Source organism: Sphingomonas sp. CFBP8993 (assembly GCF_034044895.1).
Lineage (GTDB): Bacteria > Pseudomonadota > Alphaproteobacteria > Sphingomonadales > Sphingomonadaceae > Sphingomonas.
In genome coordinates, this window is sequence record NZ_JAXCWU010000007.1 from 1 (window position 1) to 19,339 (window position 19,339).

19 protein-coding genes and 1 pseudogene are annotated in these 19,339 nt (G+C 68.9%); 9 read left to right on the top strand and 11 right to left on the bottom strand.

Annotation, left to right across the window (positions count from 1 at the left end):
- Positions 1–96 (bottom strand): annotated as a pseudogene (locus SOM26_RS14940) (electron transfer flavoprotein subunit beta/FixA family protein); the annotation flags it as partial.
- A gap of 153 nt (positions 97–249) precedes the next feature.
- Positions 250–1,449 carry an ADP-forming succinate--CoA ligase subunit beta gene (gene sucC / locus SOM26_RS14945; protein ID WP_294246001.1) on the bottom strand — a complete coding sequence of 400 codons (1,200 nt, stop codon included), beginning with the start codon at positions 1,447–1,449 and terminating at the stop codon, positions 250–252.
- A 177-nt stretch (positions 1,450–1,626) separates the two neighbouring features.
- Between sucC and SOM26_RS14950 the strand changes: the two genes are divergently transcribed.
- Both SOM26_RS14950 and SOM26_RS14955 read left to right on the top strand, forming a co-directional pair.
- Positions 1,627–2,175 (top strand): sterol desaturase family protein, encoded by a 549-nt coding sequence (locus SOM26_RS14950; protein WP_320453520.1) that lies wholly within the window; start codon positions 1,627–1,629, stop codon positions 2,173–2,175.
- A gap of 108 nt (positions 2,176–2,283) precedes the next feature.
- Positions 2,284–2,535, top strand: coding sequence for a pilus assembly protein PilZ (locus SOM26_RS14955; protein WP_341850128.1), 252 nt, complete (start codon positions 2,284–2,286; stop codon positions 2,533–2,535).
- A gap of 180 nt (positions 2,536–2,715) precedes the next feature.
- Here SOM26_RS14955 and SOM26_RS14960 read toward each other — a convergent pair whose 3' ends face one another.
- Positions 2,716–3,651: a ribose-phosphate pyrophosphokinase gene (locus SOM26_RS14960; RefSeq protein WP_042487036.1), complete on the bottom strand. Its 936-nt coding sequence runs from the start codon at positions 3,649–3,651 to the stop codon at positions 2,716–2,718.
- 96 nt (positions 3,652–3,747) lie between these two features.
- Here SOM26_RS14960 and gltX point away from each other — a divergent pair, with 96 nt between their 5' ends.
- The 4 genes from gltX (at position 3,748) to SOM26_RS14980 (ending at position 6,832) form a co-directional block, all read left to right on the top strand.
- Positions 3,748–5,073: a glutamate--tRNA ligase gene (gene gltX / locus SOM26_RS14965; RefSeq protein ID WP_320453522.1), complete on the top strand. Its 1,326-nt coding sequence runs from the start codon at positions 3,748–3,750 to the stop codon at positions 5,071–5,073.
- An 86-nt stretch (positions 5,074–5,159) separates the two neighbouring features.
- Positions 5,160–6,056: a tetratricopeptide repeat protein gene (locus SOM26_RS14970; RefSeq protein ID WP_320453666.1), complete on the top strand. Its 897-nt coding sequence runs from the start codon at positions 5,160–5,162 to the stop codon at positions 6,054–6,056.
- Positions 6,057–6,062: 6 nt separating this feature from the next.
- A complete protein-coding gene (locus SOM26_RS14975) occupies positions 6,063–6,668 on the top strand; it encodes an LON peptidase substrate-binding domain-containing protein (RefSeq protein WP_320453523.1) in 606 nt (201 codons plus the stop codon).
- Positions 6,665–6,832 (top strand): Trm112 family protein, encoded by a 168-nt coding sequence (locus SOM26_RS14980; RefSeq protein ID WP_007405277.1) that lies wholly within the window; start codon positions 6,665–6,667, stop codon positions 6,830–6,832. The genes SOM26_RS14975 and SOM26_RS14980 overlap by 4 nt, the downstream gene beginning before the upstream one ends.
- A gap of 23 nt (positions 6,833–6,855) precedes the next feature.
- Here SOM26_RS14980 and SOM26_RS14985 read toward each other — a convergent pair whose 3' ends face one another.
- Both SOM26_RS14985 and SOM26_RS14990 read right to left on the bottom strand, forming a co-directional pair.
- Positions 6,856–7,338, bottom strand: coding sequence for an MAPEG family protein (locus SOM26_RS14985; RefSeq protein WP_320453524.1), 483 nt, complete (start codon positions 7,336–7,338; stop codon positions 6,856–6,858).
- Positions 7,339–7,624: 286 nt separating this feature from the next.
- On the bottom strand, positions 7,625–8,839 hold the full coding sequence (locus tag SOM26_RS14990) for a UbiH/UbiF/VisC/COQ6 family ubiquinone biosynthesis hydroxylase (protein WP_320453525.1): 1,215 nt from the start codon (positions 8,837–8,839) through the stop codon (positions 7,625–7,627).
- Between the two features lie 150 nt (positions 8,840–8,989).
- On the opposite strand from SOM26_RS14990, the gene SOM26_RS14995 reads away from it, so the two are divergent.
- Positions 8,990–11,305 (top strand): DNA translocase FtsK, encoded by a 2,316-nt coding sequence (locus tag SOM26_RS14995; protein ID WP_320453526.1) that lies wholly within the window; start codon positions 8,990–8,992, stop codon positions 11,303–11,305.
- Between the two features lie 119 nt (positions 11,306–11,424).
- Here the strand turns inward: SOM26_RS14995 and SOM26_RS15000 are convergent, their stop codons facing one another.
- The 6 genes from SOM26_RS15000 to hemC form a co-directional block, all read right to left on the bottom strand.
- Positions 11,425–12,204: a hypothetical protein gene (locus tag SOM26_RS15000; RefSeq protein ID WP_320453527.1), complete on the bottom strand. Its 780-nt coding sequence runs from the start codon at positions 12,202–12,204 to the stop codon at positions 11,425–11,427.
- Positions 12,205–12,286: 82 nt separating this feature from the next.
- The gene (locus tag SOM26_RS15005) at positions 12,287–12,892 is read right to left on the bottom strand and encodes a response regulator transcription factor (protein WP_320453528.1); all 606 of its coding nucleotides are present in this window, start codon (positions 12,890–12,892) and stop codon (positions 12,287–12,289) included.
- Positions 12,892–14,559 carry a sensor histidine kinase gene (locus SOM26_RS15010; protein ID WP_320453529.1) on the bottom strand — a complete coding sequence of 556 codons (1,668 nt, stop codon included), beginning with the start codon at positions 14,557–14,559 and terminating at the stop codon, positions 12,892–12,894. Before SOM26_RS15010 ends, SOM26_RS15005 begins: the two co-directional genes overlap by 1 nt.
- 145 nt (positions 14,560–14,704) lie before the next feature.
- The gene (locus tag SOM26_RS15015) at positions 14,705–15,664 is read right to left on the bottom strand and encodes a hypothetical protein (protein ID WP_320453530.1); all 960 of its coding nucleotides are present in this window, start codon (positions 15,662–15,664) and stop codon (positions 14,705–14,707) included.
- Positions 15,661–16,344, bottom strand: a complete 684-nt coding sequence (locus SOM26_RS15020; RefSeq protein ID WP_320453531.1) for a uroporphyrinogen-III synthase — start codon at positions 16,342–16,344, stop codon at positions 15,661–15,663. The genes SOM26_RS15015 and SOM26_RS15020 overlap by 4 nt, the downstream gene beginning before the upstream one ends.
- 5 nt (positions 16,345–16,349) lie before the next feature.
- Positions 16,350–17,261 carry a hydroxymethylbilane synthase gene (gene hemC, locus SOM26_RS15025; RefSeq protein ID WP_320453532.1) on the bottom strand — a complete coding sequence of 304 codons (912 nt, stop codon included), beginning with the start codon at positions 17,259–17,261 and terminating at the stop codon, positions 16,350–16,352.
- A gap of 66 nt (positions 17,262–17,327) precedes the next feature.
- Between hemC and tsaD the strand changes: the two genes are divergently transcribed.
- Positions 17,328–18,353 carry a tRNA (adenosine(37)-N6)-threonylcarbamoyltransferase complex transferase subunit TsaD gene (gene tsaD / locus SOM26_RS15030; RefSeq protein ID WP_320453533.1) on the top strand — a complete coding sequence of 342 codons (1,026 nt, stop codon included), beginning with the start codon at positions 17,328–17,330 and terminating at the stop codon, positions 18,351–18,353.
- The gene (locus tag SOM26_RS15035) at positions 18,350–19,327 is read left to right on the top strand and encodes an NAD(P)H-dependent glycerol-3-phosphate dehydrogenase (RefSeq protein ID WP_320453534.1); all 978 of its coding nucleotides are present in this window, start codon (positions 18,350–18,352) and stop codon (positions 19,325–19,327) included. The genes tsaD and SOM26_RS15035 overlap by 4 nt, the downstream gene beginning before the upstream one ends.
- Positions 19,328–19,339 lie beyond the last annotated feature (12 nt).

A 19,339-nucleotide genomic window follows, 5' to 3' on the forward strand; every position in this document is an offset into this window, starting at 1 on the left:
CTTCACGTTCGCCAGATCGACGCCCGTCCCGTCCGCCTTCACGCGCGGCTTTACGTTATAGTCCAACACCCGCTTCACGGGCACGACGATCTTCATCGCGATTCCTTCCCAGCCTCATGGCCTGTCATGCCGCCGTCTTAAGCGGCCTTGCGAGTGCATCGCAAGCATTCAGCCGGACCAACGAGAAAGGGGCCCGGACGTTTCCGCCCGAGCCCCTTCAAATCGGTCCGTCAGGGCCGAAGGTGCGCTTTAGGCGACCTTCTGCACCTCGGCGACGATCTTCTTGGCGGCGTCGCCCAGATCGTTGGCGGGGACGATGGCGAGACCCGAATTGGCGAGGATTTCCTTGCCCTTCTCGACATTCGTACCCTCAAGGCGGACGACCAGCGGAACCTGCAGGTTCACTTCCTTCGCCGCCGCGACGATGCCGTCGGCGATGATGTCGCAACGCATGATGCCGCCGAAGATGTTGACCAGGATGCCCTTCACCGCCGGATCGCTCAGAATGATCTTGAACGCCGCGGTGACCTTCTCCTTGTTCGCGCCGCCGCCGACGTCGAGGAAGTTGGCCGGGAACATGCCGTTCAGCTTGATGATGTCCATCGTCGCCATGGCGAGGCCCGCGCCGTTGACCATGCAGCCGATGTCACCGTCGAGCTTGATGTACGCCAGGTCGTACTTCGACGCCTCCAGCTCCATCGCATCTTCTTCGGTGGTGTCGCGCAGTTCCATCAGGTCCTTGTGACGGAACATGGCGTTGCCGTCGAAGCCGACCTTTGCGTCGAGCACCATCAGCTTGCCGTCCTCGGTGACGGCGAGCGGGTTGATCTCGATCTGCTCGGCATCGGTGCCGAGGAACGCGGCATACAGCTTCGACGCGACGTTCGCCGCCTGCTTGGCGAGGTCGCCGGTCAGCTCCAGCGCGGCGGCGACGGCACGGCCGTGATGCGGCATGAAGCCGGTCGCGGTGTCGATGTCGATCGAGTGGATCTTCTCGGGCGTGTCATGCGCCACGGTCTCGATGTCCATGCCGCCTTCGGTCGAGGCGACCATCGAGACACGGCCGGTCGCGCGGTTGACGAGCAGCGCGAGGTAGAATTCCTTCGCGATGTCGACGCCGTCGGTCACGTACAGGCGGTTGACCTGCTTGCCCGCATCGCCGGTCTGGATGGTGACCAGCGTGTTGCCCAGCATGTCGGTGGCGGCGGCGCGCACTTCGTCGGCGGTCTTGGCCAGGCGGACACCGCCCTTGGCGTCGGGGCCGAGTTCCTTGAACTTGCCCTTGCCACGGCCGCCCGCATGGATCTGCGCCTTGACGACGTAGAGCGGTCCGGGGAGCTTGGACGATGCCTCGACGGCTTCCTCGACGGTCATCGCGGCGAAGCCGGCGGGGACGGGCACGCCAAACTTGGCGAGCAATTCCTTGGCCTGATACTCGTGGATGTTCATGCGCTAGCCTTCCGCCTCTCGGGTGGTTCTAGGGAAATTGGGTGTGGCTAAAGCACAGGCTGGCACACAAATCCACCCCGAAACGGCGTTATTGCAAATGCATCGCAGGTGCGTTTGACCGTGCCGCGAGTCGTTCGATCAGCACGATGAAGGGAAATACGCGCAAATCGGCCGCGGATGCGCTATATCGGTGCGATGCACTGGACCTTGGGTATTCTCCTGTTTGTCGGCACCGTGATCTTCATGGAGGGATTCGCCTATGCGGCGCATCGCTGGATCATGCACGGCCCCGGCTGGTTCCTGCATGAAAGCCACCATCGGCCGCGTACCGGCAACTGGGAATGGAACGACCTCTACGCCGCGATCTTCGCGGTGCCCTCGTTCGTGATGCTCCTGGGCGGCGCGCAACTGGGCTGGTGGAGCGGATTTGTCTGGATCGGCGCGGGAATCGCCGCTTACGGAGCGATCTATTTCGGCTTTCACGACGTTATCGTCCACAAGCGACTGCCCAGCCGATATCTGCCCAAGTCCGACTATATGAAGCGGATCATTCAGGCGCACCGGCTGCATCACGTCGTCGAGACGAAGAAGGGGACGGTCAGCTTCGGCTTTCTGATCGCCCCCAAGCCCGAGGAGTTGAAGGCCGAGTTGAAGCGTCGCGCCCATGCCGGAGTCCGCCGCCCGGTGGGAGCGCGTCAGGATCATGAGGCGTTGGCGGAAAAGTAACCTTCTTTCCCTTATGGAGGGGGCGCTATGGATAACCCGGTCTTCACACCGCCATTTGAGCCGATCGCCGGCCAGGACCTCCGCCGCTCGCTGCGGCATGCTGTGCGGATGCGTGCGCATCTGCGCGACAAGGGGCAGACCCGCTTCGAGATCGACGTGGTCGACCTGTCGCCCGAGGGGTTTCGCGCCGAAACCGGCTTCACGCTATGGCCCGGCACGATCGTCTGGCTGACCGTACCGGGTCTTGCGCCGCTCGAGGCGGTGATCGCATGGCGTGACCGCTTCAAATATGGCTGTGCCTTCTCGAAGCCGCTCCACCCGGCGGTGTTCGAGCATATCATCAGCCTGGGGAATCGCTGACAATTTTGAAGAGGGTGAGCCGCAAGCGTCTTGCCTAGGTCCGACCCTCCCCCATCCCCTCCCGCCTGCGGGAGGGGCGTGCCCCGTTCGATCCGCTTGCGCCTTCTTGAGCCCCTCCTCCCGGCAGGGAGGGGTGGGGCTTGCCGCAAGCAAAATGCTCGCGGCATTTCTCTCCAAACGTCAGTCGAACAGGCTCGACACGCTCGTTTCGTCCGCAATGCGCTTGATCGCCTCGCCCAGCAGCGGGGCGATGGGCAGGTGGCGGATCTTGCCCGTCGTGTTGATCGACTCGTGATTGCCGATCGAGTCGGTGATCACCAGTTCGCGCAGTTCCGAACCATCGACTCGCGCCACGGCACCACCCGACAGCACGCCGTGGGTGACATAGGCGACGACATCCTCCGCCCCGGCCTGGCGCAGCGCGGCGGCCGCGTTGCACAGCGTGCCGGCCGAGTCGACGATATCGTCGATCAGGATGCAGAAGCGCCCCTCGACGTCACCGATGATGTTCATCACCTCCGACTCGCCCGCACGCTCGCGACGCTTGTCGACGATCGCCAGCGGCGCGTTGTTCAGCCGCTTGGCGAGCTGGCGCGCGCGGACCACGCCGCCGACGTCGGGCGACACGACCATGAGGTTGTCGTTCTTGAACCGCGCCAGGATGTCCGCCGACATGACCGGCGCGGCATAGAGATTGTCGGTCGGGATATCGAAGAATCCCTGGATCTGCCCGGCATGCAGGTCGACCGACAGGACGCGGTCGGCGCCCGCGACGGTGATCAGGTTCGCCACCAGCTTGGCCGAGATCGGCGTGCGCGGACCGGGCTTCCGGTCCTGGCGCGCATAGCCGAAATAGGGGATCACCGCAGTGATGCGGCTGGCCGACGCACGCTTTAGCGCGTCGATCATGATCAGCAATTCCATGAGGTTGTCGTTGACCGGATAGCCGGTCGACTGGATCACGAACACGTCTTCGCCGCGCACATTCTCCTGGATCTCGACGAAGATCTCCTCGTCGGCGAAGCGGCGTACCAGCGCCTCGGTCAGCGGCACCTCCAGATAGGAGGAGATCGCCTTCGCCAGCGGCAGGTTCGAATTGCCGGTCATCAATTTCATGCTGTATCCCGTCCCCGCAGACAGTCCCTAGTCGCGGCCCCTTTAATCGCGCTGTCACAATAGCGCAAAGGTGATTCCCCGATTATGGCGGCGGGCATGACCGTGACCCGTTTCGCTCCTTCGCCCACCGGGCGGCTGCATGTCGGCAATATCCGAACCGCGCTGCACAACTGGATGTACGCGCAAAGCACCGGCGGCCGTTTCCTGCTGCGCATCGACGACACCGATGCCGAGCGCAGCGAGGAACGCCATGTCGATGCGATCCGGGCGGATCTGGCCTGGCTGGGCCTGATCCCCGATAGCGAGGTGCGCCAGTCGCAGCGTTTCGCGCTCTACGAGTCGCGCTTTGCCGAACTGGTGGCGGGCGGCCATGTCTATCCGGCCTATGAAAGCGCGCAGGAACTCGACCTGAAGCGCAAGATCCAGCTCGGGCGCGGGCTTCCCCCCGTTTATGACCGGTCGGCATTGGCCTTGACCGAGGACGATCGCGCCAAGCTGGAAGGCGAGGGCACCCGCCCGCACTGGCGGTTCAAGCTGGACCATGGTGCGCCCATCGAATGGAACGATGCGGTACGCGGCCCCCAGCGTTTCGACCCCGCGACGATGAGCGATCCCGTCATCCGCCGGGCCGACGGGACATGGCTCTACATGCTGCCCTCGGTGATCGACGATATCGACATGGGCGTGACCCAGGTGGTGCGCGGCGAGGATCACGTGTCCAACACCGCCTTGCAGATTCAGATGTTCCAGGCGCTGGGCGCGGAATTGCCGCGATTCGCCCATGCCGCGCTGCTGACCGGCAATGAGGGCAAGCTGTCCAAGCGACTCGGCTCGCTGGGCGTCGATCACTTCCGTGGACAAGGGATCGAGCCGCAGGCGGTGCGCGCGCTGCTGGCGCGGATCGGCACCAGCGATCCGGTCGAGCCGGTCGCCGACATGGCGCCGCTGATCGCCGGATTCGATTTCACGCGCTTCGGCCGCGCGCCTGCGCGCTTCGACGAGGCGGAACTGGCGCAGCTGAACGCGCGCATCCTCCACCAGACACCGTTCGAGGCGGTTGCCGACCGCCTGCCGACCGGCATGGGCGAGGCGGAGTGGGAAGCGGTGCGCCCCAACCTCAACACCGTGGCGGAGGCCGCCAACTGGTGGCAGGTGATCGAGGGGCCGGTCGACGCGCCCGCGCCGGCCGAGGACGACCGCGCCTATCTGGCCCAGGCCGCCGAGGTGGCGGCTGCCATCGACTGGTCGAACGATCCCTGGGCTACGCTGACCGTCGCCTTGAAGGACGCGACGGGACGCAAGGGCAAGACGCTGTTCCTGCCGCTGCGACTCGCGCTGACCGGCCGGGCGCAGGGGCCGGACATGGCCGCGCTGCTGCCGCTGATCGGGCGGGATCGGACGATCGCGCGGCTGTCCGCCTGATTTACCGTACGGCCTTTCATTACCGCACCGCCTCGCCCACATAAGGCGGGCAACACGTAAAGGAGCGTCTTTTGGCCACGTTGGGAATGTCGCCCGCCGACAAGGAAGCCGTCACCGCCTTCCGCCGCGATGTCGTCGAGCCGTCGATGACCAAGCTGGTCATCCTGGATTTCTGGGCGGAATGGTGCGGCCCGTGCAAGGCACTGGGCCCGACGCTGGAGAAGGTCGCCGAGGCCTATGCCGACAAGGGCGTCGTGCTGGCCAAGATCGACACCGACAAGAACCAGTTCATCGCCAACCAATTCCAGATTCGCTCGATCCCGACCGTCTATGCGATGTTCCAGGGCCAGCTGGTCGCCGACCTGACCAGCGCGCGCACCGACAGCGCGCTGCGCACCATGCTCGACCAGTTGCTCAAGCAGTTGCCGATCCAGTCGGAGGCGGCGGACGCGGCGGCCGAGCTGGAACCGCTGATCGCGATGGGCGAGGAAGTGCTGGACGCGGGCGACGCCGAGCGGGCGCTGTCCATCTTCCAGCAGCTGCTCGAGATGGCGCCCGACCATCCCGCCGTGCTGTCGGGGCATATCCGCGCACTGTTGGGTGCGGGCCGCATCGAGGAAGCCGAAGCCGCGACCGAGGCTTTGCCCGAGGGGCTCGCCAACGATCCCGCCATCCACCGTGCGATCGCGACCGTGTCGCTGGCGCGCTCGGCTCCTCCGGCAGCGGACTATGCGGGGCTTACCGACGAGGTCGCTGCCAACCCCGACGATCACGAAAAGCGCTTTGCCCTCGCCAATGCGCAGATGGCGGCGGGCGACCGCGACGGCGCGGCGGACAATCTGCTTCACATCGTGGCGGCTGACCGCGCCTGGAACGAGGATGCCGCGCGCCAGCAGCTTTTGAAGCTGTTCGAGGTGGTCGGCATGACCGATCCCTGGGTTTCGCAGCAGCGGCGGCGCTTGTCCGCCATATTGTTCGGGTAAGGCGAGGTGGCGCGGCTTTCGATCTTTCCGCTGGCGGGCGCGATCCTCTTTCCGGGGATGCCGATGCCGCTGCACATCTTCGAGCCGCGCTACCGGGCGCTGGTGTCCGACGCGATGGCGCGCGACCGTCGGATCGGCATGGTCCAGCCCTCGGGCGAGGGCGATACGCCCAGCCTCTACCAGATGGGCTGTGTCGGCCGCATCGCCGAGGTCGAGGCGATGGAGGACGGCCGCTATAATCTGGTGCTCGAAGGCGTCTCGCTGTTCCGTATCATCCGCGAGCTGGAGGTGGCGACGCCGTTCCGCCAGGTCGAGGCCGAGCTGTTGCCGGTGATCGACGAGGATTTGCTGTCGCTCGGCCGCCGGGCGTCGCTGGAACAGGAATCGCGCCGCTTCGCCGAGCTTCAGGGCTATGCGGTCGACTGGGACGCGGTCGGGCGGCTGGATGACGAGAGCCTGGTCAACGGCATCGCCCAGATCGCACCGTTCGACGTGGCGGCGAAGCAGGCGCTGCTCGAGGCGGCGGACCTGGAACAGCGTGCCGAGCTGATCATCCAGCTGATGCAATTCTTCGGTCGCCATGACGGCGAGGATCGGGTGACGCTGCAATGAGCCTGGACCCGTGGCTGCTCGAACGGCTGGTATGCCCGGTGACGCGCACGCCGCTGCGCTATGACGAGGCCGCCCAGGAACTGGTGTCGGAGGCGGCGGGCCTCGCCTATCCGATCCGCGACGGCGTGCCGGTGATGCTGGTGGAGGAAGCGCGGGAGCTTTAAAATCCTCTCCGGCACGGCGAGGATCAGATCAGCCGCCCGACCAGAGCTACCAGCACGATGACCAGCGCCGCCACGCTGGAATAAAAGCCCAGCGCAAAGCCGAACGCCCGCGCCACCGCGCCGCGTGCGTAATTGGCCCAGAACAGCGTCCGCCCCACCGAGAACAGCGCCGCCAGCAATGGGATCAGCGCGCCCGACCCCTCCACCACCCAGGCGAGCGCCAGATAGGCGGGAATCGCCAGCACCACCTGCTCCAACGTGTTGCGCAACACCGCCTGCGCGATGGCGATATGCGGTGAATCGGGGCTGCCACCCGCCGCCGCGTCGATGTCGGCGGACGATTCGAACCGCAGCGCCGCGACATGGCCGATTGTCACCGCCAGCCAGAGCGCGGCGACGGTCGAGGCCGCTACCGCACGCAGGACCCGGTCGGTCGGGGACAGCGGATGCCCGAAGCCCCATCCGACCAGCAGGGTCAGCATCACGACCACCAGCGCGGCGGCCATGCCACGCGCTACGCCGCGTTGGCGGCGGTCGCGGATCGGGGTTCGGACGGAACGAGTGGGGTGATCAAGCCCAGGGGTCATGATTTGTGAAACGTCAAAGCGGGATTTGGGATCCCGTTTGGCATCATCTCAAGCGGGTCGCTTGGGGCGTTCCCTCCCCCATCCCCTCCCGCTTGGGGGAGCGGGGCGTCTTTGGTTGGCCCCGCGCGCGCCTCCAGGCACGCCCCTCCCGCAGGCGGGAGGGGATGGGGGAGGGAACGGTACTCTATGGACCAGCCCCTCCGAACTAAACCATCACGCCCTGCAACAGGCGCGGCAAATCGCCGGTCTCGCCGCGCGCCTCGGCCATGAAGCGGTTCTTCAGCGGTGGGATATGATTGATCGCGGTGATGCCCAGCCGCCGGACCGCGCTGGCGGTCTTGCCGGGCACGCTGAAGATGCGGTTGAAGCTGTCGGTCGCCACCGACACCATCAGCGTGTCGAGCCCGCGCCACTGCTGATATCGCTGGAGCAGCGCGGCATCGCCCAGGTCCATGCCGGTGCGCTTGCCCTCGACCAGCACCTCGACCAGCGCGGCGACGTCGCGGTAGCCCAGGTTCACGCCCTGGCCCGCGATCGGGTGGATACCGTGCGCCGAGTCGCCGACCAGCACCAGCCGTTCGCCGGTCATCGTCGCGGCCCGGTGGAAGCCCAGCGGATAGGCAGAGCGCGGGGCGGCATGCGACAGCGTGCCCAGGAACCCGCCCATACTCTTCTCCGCCTCGACCAGGAAGGCGCGGTCGGACAGCTTCAGCATCGCGTCGCCGTCACGCCCCGGCACCGACCAGACGATCGCCGAGCGGTGCCCGATCTCGTCATCGGGCAGCGGCAGCAGCGCGAACGGGCCGCTGGGATAGAAGATCTCGAAGGCGATATTCTCGTGGGCGACCTCGTGGTGGAAGGCGCTGATGATCGCCTTGTGGTCGTAATTCCAGCGCGCGACCTTGATCCCCGCCGCCTCGCGCGTTGGCGACTGGCGACCCTCGGCGGCGACCAGCAGGGGGGCGCGTACCGTGGTGCCGTCGCTGAGCGTCGCGGTGACCCCCGCCGGACCGCGCTCGACCGAGGTGGCGCGGGTCTGCATGCGCAGGTCGACCAGTTCGGCCTCGTTCGCCGCCTCGTTGATCGCGCGGCGCAGCAGCTTGTTCTCGAACATCGTGCCCAGCGCGCCGTCATCGGCATCGGGGATGAAGTCGAGCGCGCCCGGCTCCAGCCCGTCGCTGACCCGGATATGCCGGATCTCGCAGCCCTTGCCCGCCAGTTTCGCGCCGATGCCGATCGCGTCCAGCATCCGCCAGCTCGCCGATGCGACCGCCGAGGCGCGCCCGTCGAAACCCGGGGCCAGCGTGACCGCCGGATCGGCGGGATCGACGATGATCGAAGACAGGCCATGCGCGGCCAGACCGACACCCAGAGTGGCCCCGACCAGGCCACCGCCGAGGATGATGACGTCGCTATCCATGCCCATGCTCCTAGACCTTCACGATCCGCCAAACAATGCGCGACCCGATAATAGAGGGGGACGCCGCGCCTTGACGTGGGAACCGCCAGAGACGATAATTTTTCCGGGATTTTTCCCGTATTTTCGGACATTTTCTGAAGGACAACACCCATGGCCAGCCGCGCGCAGCCGGTTCTATGGCGCGAGACGGTGAAGGCGGGGGCGGTGCGCAGCGGTGCGCTGGTCGCCGCGCTCATCCTGTTCGGCGTGACGCTGATGCTGGTGCTGGCGCTGGCCAGCTACCGGGCGAGCGACCCGGCGCTCAACACCGCCTCGGGTGCGGTGCCCGCCAACTGGATGGGACATCCCGGCGCGTGGATCGCCGATATCGCGCTGACCCTGTTCGGGCCCGCCGTCGCGCTGATCCTGCCGGTCGGGCCGATCATCGCGACCCGGCTGTGGCGTGATCGTCCGGCGGGCCACTGGGTCAGGATGCTGCGCCAGGCGGTGATCGGCGTGGCGCTGATGGCGTGCGCCCTGTCCTTCGTGTCCGACTCGGCGGTGCTGGCCCTGCCCGCGGGATGGGGCGGGGTGATCGGCCTGTCGGTCGCCAGCCTGGTCGACTGGGCGCTGGGCTTCACCGGACAGGCGGCGGTCGTCACCTGGGGATCGGTGGCGATCGGCCTGGCCTTCGGGCTGGGCGGTGCGCTGATCTGGGGACGCAGCCTGGAACTCGACCTGGCCGAGCGCGGTCTCGCGCGGCTGCGCCGCCGCCGTGCGGTGAGCGAGGATGGCGAGGCGCTGCCCTGGGACGATGAGGACGAGGCGCTCTATGACGAAGACGAGGAGGACGAGGAACCGCTGACCCTGGCGCGCAAGGCGGTGCCCGTGCGCGAGGATCGCCCCGCCCCCGTCATCGCCGACCGCCAGGTCGCGCCCGCCCCCGCCAAGCCCAAGACGGCGGCGGACCGCGACGCGCCGTACCAGTTGCCCGGCCTCGACCTGCTGACGCCCGCGCCGCCGTCTCCGGCGGGCACGATCGACAAGGCGGCGCTGGAACGCAATGCCCGCCTGCTGGAGAACGTCCTCGACGATTTCCGCGTGCAGGGCGCGATCGTCGAGGTGCGCCCCGGCCCGGTCGTCACCATGTACGAACTGGAGCCCGCACCCGGCATCAAGGCCAACCGCGTCATCGCGCTGGCCGACGATATCGCGCGCAACATGTCCGCCATCTCGGCGCGCGTCGCGGTGATTCCGGGGCGCAACGTGATCGGCATCGAGCTGCCCAACGCCAAGCGCGAGATGGTGTCGCTGCACGAACTGGTCGCCTCGCAAAGCTTTGCCGACCAGGCCGCGCAGCTGCCGATCATCCTGGGCAAGAATATCGCGGGCGACTCGGTGGTCGCCGACTTGGCGCCCATGCCGCACCTGCTGGTCGCAGGTACGACGGGTTCGGGCAAGTCGGTCGGCCTCAACGGCATGATCCTGTCGCTGCTCTACCGCCTGACGCCCGAGCAGTGCCGGATGATCATGATCGACCCCAAGATGCTGGAACTGTCGATGTATGACGACATACCGCATCTGCTCTCGCCGGTCGTGACCGACCCGGCCAAGGCGGTCCGCGCGTTGAAATGGGCGGTCGAGACGATGGAGGACCGCTATCGCCAAATGTCCTCGGTCGGCGTGCGCAGCCTCGCCAGTTTCAACGACAAGGTGCGCGCGGCCAAGGCCAAGGGTCAGCCCCTGGGTCGCAAGGTCCAGACCGGCTATCACCCCGAGACCGGCCAGCCGGTCTATGAGGAGGAAAAGCTTGAATACGAGCCGCTGCCGCAGATCGTGGTGATCGTCGACGAGCTGGCCGACCTGATGATGACGGCGGGCAAGGAGGTCGAGTTCCTGATCCAGCGCCTGGCGCAGAAGGCGCGCGCGGCGGGCATCCACCTGATCATGGCGACGCAGCGGCCATCGGTGGACGTCATCACCGGCGTCATCAAGGCCAACCTGCCGACCCGTATCAGCTTCCATGTGACGTCGAAGATCGACAGCCGCACGATCCTAGGCGAGCAGGGGGCCGAACAGCTGCTGGGACGCGGCGACATGCTCTATATGCCCGGCGGCAAGGGCATCGTGCGCGTCCACGGTCCCTTCGTCTCGGACGACGAGGTGCACCGCGTCGCCGATCACTGGCGCGCGCAGGGGCAGCCCGATTACATCTCGTCAGTGACCGAGGAACCGGCCGAGAGCTTCGCGCTCGACGGCGCGCCGACCGGCGAGGACACCGCCGAAGACCAGCAATACCGCGCCGCGATCCAGCTGGTGTGCGAGAGCCAGAAGGCCTCGACCTCCTGGCTCCAGCGGCAGTTGCGCATCGGGTACAATTCGGCGGCCCGGCTGATCGAGCGGATGGAGACGGACGGCATCGTCGGGCGGCCCGACCATGTCGGGCGGCGCGAAGTGCTGCGCGATACCGAGGGGCATCCGATTTAAGCGAGGCGGGTCGTTTGCCCCGGCGCGGCGCGAACGGAGTGGGGAAACGAACCCCACCCTCCGTTCGGCCTGAGCGACGTCGAGATGTACGTCCCGCCCCCGCCCCAGAACCGTCGAACCTACCCCTTGGCCGGCTTCAACATCGCGGAATCGATGTGCCATTGCCGCTGCGCCGCGCTGGCACCCGGTACGTCGTTGACCCGGCGCACGACATATTGGCCGACGAAGCGCTGTTGCCGCCCGTCGTTCAGCTGCGCATCCACGGTCACGGGGATCGTCGCATAGGTCGATCCCGCCGCGCCTTCACTGGGCGGCAGGGTTCCGATCGTCACGCGGGTCGCGCGGGTGTCGGCAAACCCCTTCTGGAAATCGGCGAAGCGCTGGCCGGGGCGGCCGTCGGGGCCCCATTGGGTCCAGGCGGTGCTGTAGTCATGCGCGTTGATCGCCGAATAATAGCGGCGCACCACGGCGGCGGCCGCCGCATTGCTCCGGGGATCGACCGCGCACCCCGGGGTGTTCGCGGCATCGTCACCGATCAGGGCGCAGCTTCGGGCGATCTCGTCCTCGATGATCGCGCAGTTGTTGACGGCATTGCACGGCGGATGGGTGGCGGGGGATACCGAGGTGCAGATCTTCACCAACCGCTGCGCCGCCGCCTGGCCGCGCTCCGCCGCGCAGGACAGCACGGCATCCGCGTCGGTCGTGGCGGACCGCTTGATCGGCGCGGGCAGCGATGCGTTCGGTGCCGTGTCGGGCACGACGGCGTCCGCTTCCCGGGTCGAAGCCGGAACGTTCGCCGCCATGTTGCGCGGTGCTTCGCCATCACGGCCATCGCCGCCACCGCAGGCGGCCAGTGGCAGGATCAGGGGACCGAGCAGAAGGGCGGCAAACGGTTTCACGGGGAGTCTCCGACAGGGTTGATGGCGATCAACGCATCGCCCGCCGCCCGGGCTCCCTCTCGCCCCGAACCCCCGCCCGAGCTCAGCGGGACAGGGCGATCAGCTGCGCCACGCTCTGCGTCTGGGTCTTGTGGAACACCGCGGCACGGTGATCCTCGATCGTCTTGGTCGAAAGGCCGAGCAGCGTCGCCATCGCCTTGTTGCCATGCCCCTGGACCATCAGGTCGAACACCTGCCGCTCGCGCGGGGACAGGTCGCCCAGCCGGGCGGCGGCGGCGCGCGCGGCACCGGACCACGCGATCCCCTCGCGCAGCGACGCGCAGAGCCGGTCCTCGTCGATCGGCTTGTCGAGATAGTCGATGCCGCCATGCCGCCGTACCGCGTCCACCGCATGGGCCGCGCTCGGCCAGGCGGTCATGAACAGGATCGCGACATGGCGGTCGAGCGTCCGCAGCCGCTCGGCAAAGCCGAAGCCATGCCAGTCGCCCATCATCACATCGGTGACCACGGCGTGTGCGGCGGCGTGCGGATAGTCGGCGAGCAGGGCGGCCGGATCGTCAAAGGCGCGCGCGACGAATCCGTGTCGCGCCAGCATCCGCGCGACCGAGGCGGCGAGGTCGGCATCGTCGTCCAGCACATGGACGGTGCCCGGCGCGGCGGGTTCGGGAAGGGCGGGGCGAAAGGGCATCAGCGTGTCTCGATCAGGGGAAGCGACAGGGTGGCGTGGACCAGGCCATCGGTGTCCCGCATCCGGGTCAGATGGCCGCCATGCGCCTCGACGATGGCGCGTGCGACATGGGTGCCGATGCCCATGCCGCCGTCCTTGGGCCCGGTGCGATCGGCAGCGGCGGGGTTGCGGACATGGATGACGACACGCTCACCCTCGACCGTGACGCTAAGGGCGACGGGGATGGTCGAGGCGGTGGTGGGCAGCTCGCGTGCCGCCTGGATGGCGTTGCGGACGAGGTTCATCAGCGCCTGCGCCAGCTCGACCTCATGCGCCGTCACGGTCCAGGCGGGATCGACCGGGGCGATGGTCATCGCCACCCCGGCCTCGCGCGCCTCGCCCCGCGCCATGGCCGCCACCATCTCGACCAGGACGGCGACCGCCAGCGGCTGCGGCCCGCCTTCGGCATGGCCGCCGAAGCGACGCAGCCGCCGGATCAGCGTGGCCAGGTGATCCGCCTTGCGATCGATCAGCGCGGCCCCCTCGGCAATCGCGTCGTCGCGCGTTGCGGTCAGCTTGTGCAAATGGCGCGCTTCGATCGCCAGGGTCGACAGCGGCTGGCTGATCTCGTGGATCACCGCCACCGACATGGCGCGCAACGTCTTCAGCCGCTCGGCTTGGAAGAGCAGCCGGTCGCGCCGCTCCAGCGTCGCACGTGCCGCCGCCTGCGCATCGGCGAAACTGCCCGCCAGATACCCCGCGACGACGATGGTGGCGAGCGCCAGGTGGCGCTGCAACCGCTCGGGCGTATCCATCGCGCCCGCCGTGTCGGGCAGGACGAGCAGGACGACGACCAGCAATGCGAGCCAAGCGAAGGTCCGCCCGAACCGCAGCCCGATCCACGCGACCGCGACCAGCACCGGCGCGGGCTGCATCCCCAGCCCGGCCTCGGCCAGCATCCAGGCCAGTCCCATGCCGAGCGCCAGCACCCCCGCCGCCTCGACCAGCGCAAGCGGGTTGGGCCATCGATACGACCCGCCCCCGCCTGTCCGCCCGACCAGCGCCTCGGCGATCCATAGCAGCGGCGGCGCGACGAACAGCGTGCCGAGCAGGTCGCCGACCACGAAGGCGGAAAGCGAGAGGATCACCTCGTGACTGTTCGTGACACCGGTCAGCTCGGGATTGTAAAGCGCCTGTGGCACCGCCAGCGCGGCCCCCGCCAACGGCGCCAGCGTCGCGGCCAGCCCGAACGGCATCGGCGCGGTCAGCAGCGTGCCGAGCCGATGGCTCGCCAGATAGCGGATACCGGTGACGGTCAGGCCGTAGGCCAGGACCGGGCGCGTAATCCCCCAGATCGTCATGCCCCAACCCGCCCAGGTCAGCGTCACGAAACCGAAGACGACATTGTCCGCGATCTCGATCACCGCGATCGCCGGCGTCAGCCGCGCGCCCATCCGCCACATCAGCGCCAGGCGGACCCCGGCCGCCGGAAACCAGAGCGAGTAGAAACCCGAACCACTCCACAACTGCGAAAAGCGGTGGGTCGCGGCAAAGGCCAGGCTGTAGAGCGCCAGCGCGATCCAGTCGTCCCGGTCCAGCCGCCAGCGCCGCCGCGGTGCGCGGTCCTCCCCATGAATGGCCGACCGGGCACGACCGGCGGCGAGGGGGAGGGAGGGTGTCATCGTCATGCTGTCTGGACCGGTCGGGGCCATCGCGGCATCCGGGAATTTCCCGGATGGACGGTGGTTACAGCCCATCGGCGTTCACGATCGCTTTGCTCTCCCTCGCCTTTGTCCAGGGAAGAGGGAAAGAAGACACGAATGAATGTCGGCTTCAGATCGTCGGCGTGCCCTGGGGAGCGGCCTGCGTCGTCGCGGCGTCGGGTGCGGGCGGCGCGTCCGCCATCGGTGTCGTCACGATGGGCGGGGCAACCTGTGCCGGGGGCTGGGTAGGGGCTTGCGCGGGCGACGGCGTGGCGGCGGAGACCAGCGCGGCATTCTCGATCACGTCGAGCGCGCGGCGCGCCAGCAGGTAACGCTGCGCGGCATGTTGCCAGGCGCGCGCGCCATCGGCACCGGGCAGGCGCGCGACCTCGGCCCGCGCCGCATCGACCTGTCCGCCGTCGAGCAGGCGGCGAACCCGTGCCAGCCGCTCGACGGGGTTGGTCGAGGGCGCGCTGGCCTCGCGAATGACGATCAGGCGGCCCAGCTCCTGCCGAAGCCCTTCCCACCAGCCGTCATTGCCGTTGACCACAAGATCGGGCGCCAGATCGTCCAGCCCCTGGCGCAGCGCCTCGATCGTGACCGGCTGGCGTGACGTCGCGATCAGGACCGACACGGCGCTGGGCGCGGTCGCGCCGAACCGGATACGCAGTTGCTCCTCCAGATAGCCGAGCGGCTGGCCGCGATCGATCGCACGGCGCGCGGCGGCGGCGACCAGGATCGATTCGGCGCGGCCCGCCTGCGCTCCCGCCGTCGCGGTGTCGGTGGCGAGCGTGGCGGCCCGCGTCTCGAGCACGGCCAACTGCGCGGCGAGCGTCGCCTCCCGGCTGGCGAGTGCGACCGGATCGGCGGAGGTGCGCGCCGCGTCGCTGGCCGGGGTGGTGCCGGTGCCGGGCTTGGTGGTCGCGACCTGGCGCGTGGCGGCCGTCGTGCCGCCGAACCAGGATATGTTGCGCATCGCATAGGCCATCAGCAGGCACCCTGCGACAAAGGCGATCAGAAACAGCGCGATGATGGCGCCCGTACGGGGGCCGCGCGGGGGCGGTCGGTCGATCGGCGCGAAATCGTTCATGCGCTGCTTATCCCCGTGGCGGCTGTCCGGGTCAACGCCCGCGCGGCCGCCACCACCGCGTCGTCGCGCGGTCCGTCGGCCACCACGACACCGGCCCAGCCCGCGCCCGCCGCCTGTGCGACCTTGGCGCTGATCGCGATGAGGGTCACCATGCTGCGCGCGAGCCCCGCTTCGTCGAGCAGCATGGCCAGGCGCTGTGCGGCGCGGGCAGAGTGGAGCAGGACGGTTTCGCCCGCCAGGGAGCCGATGATCTCGGGGGGGATGGCGCAGGGGTCGGCGGCATAGACGGTCCGCACCATCGCGCCCGTCTCCACCCGGTCGCGCCCCGCCAGATGCAACAGGCGGGTCAACCCCGCCGCCTTCGCCTCGGCCACCACGGCGGCGGCATCGCGCGTGCCGGTCAGCACGACCGACAACCCCGCCGCGCGCGCCGTCGCCGCGGTGGCGGCGCCGACCGCGACCACCGGCTTGTGCCGCAGGTCATCCAGTCCCGGCCCGGCCAGCCGCACCGCTTGCGCGCTGGTCAGGAGGAGCGCGTCGACCATATCAGGATCGGGCGGCGTCCATTCGACCGCGCGGGCCTCGAACAGGGGAATCCACCGCGCCGTCAGTCCCGCCGCATGCAGCGCGGCCATCGTCGCGCCGTGACCGGGTGCAGGCCGTACGACGACGACGGCCATGCGGGTCAGCCCCCGGCGAACAGGCGACGCACTTCGGGTGCGGCGCGTTCGAGCAGGTCGACGGCAAGGCGTGGGCCCAGTTCCTCGTCGAGCGCACCCTCGACCCAACCGCTGACCCGCGACGACCCGTCCTCGGCCAGCAATTCGCCGCGCAGCGTCAGCATCTCGCCCGAGAGCGATGCGAGCGCCGCCACCGGGCTGTGGCAATCGGCGGCCAGTGCGGCGAGCAGCGCGCGCTCGGCCATGACGCAGGCATGGGTCTCGGCATGGTCGATCGAGGCGACCAGCATCGTGGCGGCGGCATCGTCCGCCCGCGTCTCGATCCCGACCGCGCCTTGCGCAGGGGCGGGCAGCATCTGGTCGGTCGGCACCGCGTGACCGACCTCGCGCCCCAGCCGGTCGAGCCCGGCGGCGGCGAGCAGGGTCGCGTCGATATCGCCATTCGCCACGGCGGCCAGGCGGGTGTCGACATTGCCGCGCAACAGGGTGATGGTCAGGTCGGGTCGATGCGACAGCATCTGTGCACGGCGACGCGGGCTGCTGGTCCCGATCACCGCGCCGGGGCGCAGCTCGGCGATGGTTTCCGCGCCGATCAGCCGGTCGCGGACATCGGCGCGGGGCAACATGGCGGCGATGTGCAGCCAGTCGGGGCGGATCGTCTCGACATCCTTCATCGAATGGACCGCGGCGTCGATCTCGCGGTCGTACAGCGCGCGGTCCAGCTCCTTGGTCCACAGCGCCTTGCCGCCGATCTCGGCCAGGGCACGGTCCTGCACCCGGTCGCCGGTGGTCTTGATCGGCACGATCTCGACCGCGTCCTCGCTCCACCCCTGCGCCTGCGCCAGCGCCGCGCGCACCATCTGCGCCTGGGTGAGGGCCAGCGGCGAACCGCGCGTACCGAGCCGAAAACGAACCATGGACATGCCTTTGCCGCAACACGCCCCCCTTCGACAAGTTGGCAACGGGCGGGTATGGGATGGTTCATGCTGATCCTGGGACTGGAATCCTCGTGCGACGAGACCGCCGCCGCGCTGGTCACCGATGACGGCCGCGTGCTGGCGCACCGGCTGCTCGGGCAGGAGGCGGCGCATGCCCCGTTCGGCGGCGTCGTCCCCGAAATCGCCGCGCGCGCGCATGTCGAGGCGATGGAGCCGCTGGTCGCCGCCGCCTTTGCCGATGCGGGCGTGCGCTTGTCCGATGTCGACGCGATCGCGGCGACGGCGGGGCCGGGGCTGATCGGCGGGGTGATGGTCGGGCTGGTCACCGGCAAGGCGCTGGCCCATGCGGCGGGCAAGCCGCTGATCGCGGTCAACCATCTGGAGGGCCATGCCCTGTCGCCGCGCCTGTCGGACCGCGAGCTGGCCTATCCCTATCTGCTGCTGCTGGTATCGGGCGGGCATTGCCAGCTGCTGCTGGTCGAGGGGGTCGGGCGCTATCGGCGGATGGCGACGACGATCGACGATGCGGCCGGAGAGGCGTTCGACAAGACCGCCAAGCTGCTCGGGCTGGGTTATCCCGGCGGACCGCGCGTCGAGGCGGCGGCGCGGGAGGGTAACGCTTATGCGGTGCCGTTGCCCCGCCCGTTGAAGGGCTCGGCCGAGCCGCATTTCTCGTTCGCCGGGTTGAAGTCGGCGGTGGCGCGCGCGGTCGGGCATCACCGGCCGGAGGATATCGCCGCCTCGTTCCAGCAGGCGGTGGTCGACTGCTTGATCGACCGCACCCGACGGGCGCTGGCCGAGGTGCCGCCGGTGACGGCTTTGGTCGTCGCGGGCGGGGTCGCGGCGAACGGCGTGATCCGCGGCGCACTGGAAGGACTTGCTGCCGAGCATGGCCTGCGCTTCGTCGCGCCGCCGCTCTGGCTGTGCACGGACAATGCCGCGATGATCGCCTGGGCGGGGGTGGAGCGGTTCCGTGCGGGGCTGACCGATCCGCTCGACACGCCCGCGCGCGCGCGCTGGCCGCTCGATCCGGCGGCCGAAGCGGTGCGCGGCGCCGGGGTGAAGGCATGAGGATCGGGGTGATCGGGGCGGGGGCCTGGGGCACCGCGCTGGCGCAGGTGGCGGCGCATGGAGGCCGTCCGGTGCGCCTCTGGGCGCGCGATCCGGCGGTGGCCGAGGCGATCAACACGACCCGCACCAACCCGCTCTATCTGCCCAACATCGCGCTCTCGCCCGGCATCGAGGCGGTCAGCGATCCGGCCGCGATGGCGGACATGGACGCGCTACTGGTCGTGACGCCCGCGCAGGCGGTGGGCGCGGTGCTGGCGACGATGCCGGTCGGGTCCAGGCCGCTGGTCCTGTGTTCAAAAGGGATAGAGGCGGGCACCCGGCGGCTGGTCGGCGAGGTCGCGCGGGCGATCCACCCCGACGCGCCGATCGCGGTCCTGTCGGGCCCGACCTTCGCGCATGAGGTGGCGGCGGGCCTGCCGACGGCGGTGACGCTGGCGTGCGAGGAAGCGGGTTTGCGCGAAGCCTTGTCGCAGCGGATCGCCGCGCCGCATTTCCGGCCCTATGCCACTGACGACGTCACGGGTGCGGAGATTGGCGGGGCGATCAAGAATGTCCTGGCCATCGGTTGCGGCGTCGTGGAGGGCGCCGGGCTGGGTCAGAATGCCCGCGCCGCCCTGATCGCGCGGGGCTTTGCCGAGATGACACGGTTCGGGCTGGCGCGCGGGGGGCGGGCCGAGACGCTGGCGGGCCTGTCGGGCCTGGGCGATCTGGTGCTGACCTGTTCGTCGACTGCGTCGCGCAATTTCTCGCTGGGCGTCGGCCTGGGGCAGGGGCGATCCGCCGCCGAACTGCTGGCGGACCGGCGGACCGTGGCGGAGGGCGCGTTTACCGCGCCCGTCCTGCGCCAGGCGGCGGCGGAGGCCGGGGTCGACATGCCGGTGTGCGAGGCGGTGTGCCGGTTGCTCGAAGGCGCGGCCGTCGGCGAGGTGATCGGGACGCTATTGGCCCGGCCGCTTAAAGCTGAGGGTAAATGACCCACACTCCCA

Bases quoted from the DNA above. Each gene is read 5' to 3' on its own strand.
- tsaD (WP_320453533.1), top strand. From the start codon at position 17,328: ATGCTGATCCTGGGACTGGAATCCTCGTGCGACGAGACCGCCGCCGCG.
- SOM26_RS14955 (WP_341850128.1), top strand. From the start codon at position 2,284: ATGCGTGCGCATCTGCGCGACAAGGGGCAGACCCGCTTCGAGATCGAC.
- SOM26_RS15035 (WP_320453534.1), top strand. From the start codon at position 18,350: ATGAGGATCGGGGTGATCGGGGCGGGGGCCTGGGGCACCGCGCTGGCG.
- SOM26_RS15010 (WP_320453529.1), bottom strand. From the start codon at position 14,559: ATGACGATGACACCCTCCCTCCCCCTCGCCGCCGGTCGTGCCCGGTCG.
- SOM26_RS14980 (WP_007405277.1), top strand. From the start codon at position 6,665: ATGAGCCTGGACCCGTGGCTGCTCGAACGGCTGGTATGCCCGGTGACG.
- SOM26_RS14990 (WP_320453525.1), bottom strand. From the start codon at position 8,839: ATGGATAGCGACGTCATCATCCTCGGCGGTGGCCTGGTCGGGGCCACT.
- SOM26_RS14970 (WP_320453666.1), top strand. From the start codon at position 5,160: ATGTCGCCCGCCGACAAGGAAGCCGTCACCGCCTTCCGCCGCGATGTC.
- gltX (WP_320453522.1), top strand. From the start codon at position 3,748: ATGACCGTGACCCGTTTCGCTCCTTCGCCCACCGGGCGGCTGCATGTC.
- SOM26_RS14950 (WP_320453520.1), top strand. From the start codon at position 1,627: ATGCGCTATATCGGTGCGATGCACTGGACCTTGGGTATTCTCCTGTTT.
- SOM26_RS15005 (WP_320453528.1), bottom strand. From the start codon at position 12,892: ATGCCCTTTCGCCCCGCCCTTCCCGAACCCGCCGCGCCGGGCACCGTC.
- hemC (WP_320453532.1), bottom strand. From the start codon at position 17,261: ATGGTTCGTTTTCGGCTCGGTACGCGCGGTTCGCCGCTGGCCCTCACC.
- SOM26_RS15020 (WP_320453531.1), bottom strand. From the start codon at position 16,344: ATGGCCGTCGTCGTCGTACGGCCTGCACCCGGTCACGGCGCGACGATG.
- SOM26_RS14995 (WP_320453526.1), top strand. From the start codon at position 8,990: ATGGCCAGCCGCGCGCAGCCGGTTCTATGGCGCGAGACGGTGAAGGCG.
- sucC (WP_294246001.1), bottom strand. From the start codon at position 1,449: ATGAACATCCACGAGTATCAGGCCAAGGAATTGCTCGCCAAGTTTGGC.
- SOM26_RS15015 (WP_320453530.1), bottom strand. From the start codon at position 15,664: ATGAACGATTTCGCGCCGATCGACCGACCGCCCCCGCGCGGCCCCCGT.
- SOM26_RS14985 (WP_320453524.1), bottom strand. From the start codon at position 7,338: ATGGCCGCCGCGCTGGTGGTCGTGATGCTGACCCTGCTGGTCGGATGG.
- SOM26_RS14960 (WP_042487036.1), bottom strand. From the start codon at position 3,651: ATGAAATTGATGACCGGCAATTCGAACCTGCCGCTGGCGAAGGCGATC.